This is a genomic window from Paenibacillus zanthoxyli JH29 (assembly GCF_000520715.1).
Classification (GTDB): domain Bacteria; phylum Bacillota; class Bacilli; order Paenibacillales; family Paenibacillaceae; genus Paenibacillus_AQ; species Paenibacillus_AQ zanthoxyli.
The window spans coordinates 1-2,676 of the sequence record NZ_ASSD01000613.1 but is presented as its reverse complement, the minus strand read 5'-3'; the positions used below and the strand labels follow the sequence as shown (position 1 = coordinate 2,676).

Here is a 2,676-nt window from a genome sequence, read left to right as displayed (position 1 = left end):
CACCCTGCCTTGGTCTAACACAACAATACGGTCCGCTTGCCGAATCGTGCTAAGTGGTCGATCGACCATTGTGCCAACAGGGGAATAAGTAAACCAAGTAAAGGACAAGGCGTCCAAGGGCCTGATCCAAAATAACTGCTTTATGTTTACTTAGCCGCTCCAGCTTTGAACCCGCCAAACGGAGCATCCCATTCACCTTGTGCACCGTTTGCAGTCAACCTCATGCGCCGAAGAATTACCCGGCATCCATAAGAAAAGTGTACATCTCCCCCCTCCCGTGCTTAGCGCGCCGAAACTTTGCGGAAACCGACGCTTTAATCTATTTTCTCTTTCGGTAGCATGCAATTCTCAGGGAAAAGACCTTCTATAATGATTAAATCACTGGTACTAAGTATACTCATCCACAATTTTCATTTTTATGAAAAAAATAATTGAGTCCAATGACTTATTTCTATTATTTTAAAAAAATGGATAATATAGGTTATAAAAACCTATTATTTGAATTTAGTAGTACAAAATTATTTAAATTAAATATTTCATCATTCGTAATTTACAGCCATTTTATTCATATGTCATTTAAATTATTTAACTCATACTTTTTCAATCTTTTACTCGATTTGCATGATTCTCAATATTATGGGTTCAATCCATCTGGCAAAAGTAAAATTAGCCATTCGAATTAAACCTATAATTTTAAAATACATATTTCAAGTAGTTAGAAAGGAGGAACTTAAAGACATTGTTGTCTCAGCTTCCATGAGGAAAAAACAAACATTATGTTTGGCGACCAAACCGCATAATTACTTCAAGTAATTAATTCTATTTTGACATTAATATTAAAAAAAGATAGGAGATAATACTAAATTTTGATTTTTTACAATTAATAAACAATCAATAACAGGATGGTGTGAAGAAATATGCTTATTTTAAAAGTAAAAAAAATGATACTCTCAATGTCTATCATATTGTCGGCAATAACGTTAGGTTCAGCTACAGCTTTTGCAGGAATTACAACTTCTCCAACAACGTTAAATGCTATGCTTAAAACATCCGGAAATTATGCTTGGCTGGGTAATGCTACTGGTCAATACAATTGTCTGGCCTATGTACTAGATAATTATAGCAGTTGGATTTGGCCATGGTCTGGTCCAAATAATCCTACAGCCTCTGATGTTAACATATACCTTAGACAAAAGGGATTCGGCTATGGTGAGCCAATGGGTTCATATTATGGCGACTTTTCAATTATCTCTTACGGTACAGAATCATCAATTGGACATTTTGGGCGAATTGCAGACACTGTTAATGGGGTTCAATACAGTAATGCAAAGTGGGGTAAGCTAGAGCGGCTACAGCATGTTGGTTGGTCGCCCTACAAATCAAGCAGTACTTATGGCGATGCATACCAAAAATACGCACGTAAGTGAAAAGGAGCGCTAATAGTGAAAAAAATATTCATTGGACTATTCGTGTGCAGTTTCTTAATAACTATGTTTTTTCGATCACACTACGCAAATGCTTCCATAGAGAAAAAAATTGACTCTAATCTCTCTCTAATATCAGAGAAAATAGCTAAAGAAGTTTCACTGAGGTCCGAGCTGTCTATGAGTTCAAACCCCTATGATTATATAAAAGATAATAGAGACTTTGATGCAATTGTCAGTTTAGGGAATGAAGCAATGCCCTATCTACAAAATAAAATAGCAAATAGTGAATTTAACGGTCTGGAAGAGTATATCACCGCTATTGCAATTGAAAAAATTGCGAAGGTAAATCTAAAGAAAATAGAGTCTTTAAATTGGGAAACCGCAAAAGGTTTCAATGAAAAATGGAAAATTCACCTTGCGTCAATTCCTTCAAAAGTTGATGAAGTATCATCAGACACGACATTGAGTTCTCAAGAAAAAGTAAAAAAACTGGAGGAGTTGGGGACACCCGCCATTCCTTTTATTTTGGATAAGGTTGAATCAGGAGATGAAACGATATTTCCGGCTGTTGTCGAATTAACCAGGGATTCCGGAACAGGGACTTTTCAGGATATCACCAATAAAAAGGAATGGGCAACAGAGCATAAAGATCAATTTAAAACTTTAAAAGAATATGTCTTGGAACAAAAATGATACTCTTCAAGTTAAACCCACCGTGATAAAATTAACCCCGCCAGAAATGGCGGGGTTAAGCAGTATAAAATACTGAGAGCCAGCTTGAAGTTACACGCCCAGCCACCGCTTGAACATGTGCTTCGTCGTCTGCTTGTTGATTTCGGCGATGGAAGTGGTCAGCGGGATGCCTTTCGGGCAGGCCCGGACGCAGTTCTGCGAGTTGCCGCAGCCCTCAATGCCGCCATCCGTCATCAGCGCCTCCAGCCGTTCGTCGGCGTTCATCTCGCCCGTTGGATGGGCGTTGAACAGGCGGACCTGCGAAATGGCCGCCGGACCGATAAAATCGGTCTTCGCGTTGACGTTCGGGCAGGCCTCCAGGCAGACGCCGCAGGTCATGCATTTGGACAGCTCGTAGGCCCACTGCCGTTTTTTCTCGGCCATGCGCGGACCCGGACCGAGGTCGTACGTTCCGTCGATCGGAATCCAGGCTTTTACCTTTTTCAGCGCGTTAAACATCCGTGTGCGGTCGATAACGAGGTCGCGCACAACCGGGAAGGTGCTCATCGGCTCGACC

Annotated in this window: 3 protein-coding genes; 2 read left to right on the top strand and 1 reads right to left on the bottom strand. The window is 40.4% G+C overall.

Going from position 1 to position 2,676, the window contains the following annotated elements:
* Nucleotides 1-917: 917 nt before the first annotated feature.
* Nucleotides 918-1,427: a DUF7689 domain-containing protein gene (locus tag L691_RS0123705; protein ID WP_025692761.1), complete on the top strand. Its 510-nt coding sequence runs from the start codon at nt 918-920 to the stop codon at nt 1,425-1,427.
* Nucleotides 1,428-1,442: 15 nt separating this feature from the next.
* Complete coding sequence (locus L691_RS0123700; protein WP_025692760.1) at nt 1,443-2,120, top strand: hypothetical protein; 678 nt, start codon at nt 1,443-1,445, stop codon at nt 2,118-2,120.
* A gap of 90 nt (nt 2,121-2,210) precedes the next feature.
* Here the strand turns inward: L691_RS0123700 and sdhB are convergent.
* Nucleotides 2,211-2,676: succinate dehydrogenase iron-sulfur subunit (sdhB, locus tag L691_RS0123695; protein ID WP_025692759.1), on the bottom strand; the 466-nt coding region annotated here is incomplete at its 5' end.

Bases quoted from the DNA above. Each gene is read 5' to 3' on its own strand.
- L691_RS0123705 (WP_025692761.1), top strand. From the start codon at position 918: ATGCTTATTTTAAAAGTAAAAAAAATGATACTCTCAATGTCTATCATA.